Origin of the sequence: Streptomyces nanhaiensis, from assembly GCF_046614825.1 — a bacterium.
Classification (GTDB): domain Bacteria; phylum Actinomycetota; class Actinomycetes; order Streptomycetales; family Streptomycetaceae; genus Streptomyces; species Streptomyces radiopugnans.
On the sequence record NZ_JBKJFM010000394.1, the window covers coordinates 1 to 524 of the forward strand.

1 pseudogene is annotated in these 524 nt (G+C 80.5%); it reads right to left on the bottom strand.

Annotated features, from left to right (window positions below):
• Window positions 1-524, bottom strand: a pseudogene (locus tag ACLIYP_RS30770) (primosome assembly protein PriA); the annotation flags it as partial.

Genomic DNA, 524 nt, shown 5'->3' on the forward strand with positions numbered 1-524 from the left:
GTCGCCGTCGCCGACGGTGCGGACCAGGGGGGCGCCCGCCCGTACCGCGTCGCGGTCGGCGGCCAGCGGGCGGGCCCAGCCGGTCTCGAGGAGCTGGGCGGCCTCCACGGTGCTGCCGTGCGCGCCCAGCAGGAAGCCGCATCCGTCGCGGGCGGCGCGCAGCAGCAGCACCTCGCGGGCGTGCGGCATCGGTTCGCGGGGGTCGCGGTGGCTGGAGTCCCCGTCGTCCCAGATCGCGACCAGCCCCAGGTCGCGCACGGGCGCGAACATCGCGGCGCGGGTGCCCACGACGCAGCGCACCTGCCCGCGGTTGACCGCCAGCCAGCGGCGGTAGCGTGCCTCGGCTCCGGCGTCGGCGGTCAGCAGGACGTGCCGGCCGTCGCCGACCAGGGCGGTGAGGGCGGCGTCCACCCGGGCCGCGGCCCGCCCGTCGGGCAGTACGGCGACCGCGCCGCGGCCGGAGGCCAGGGCGGCGGCCAGGGCCCGTGCCAGTTCGCCGGGCCGGTGCGGGCCGGGCAGCACCC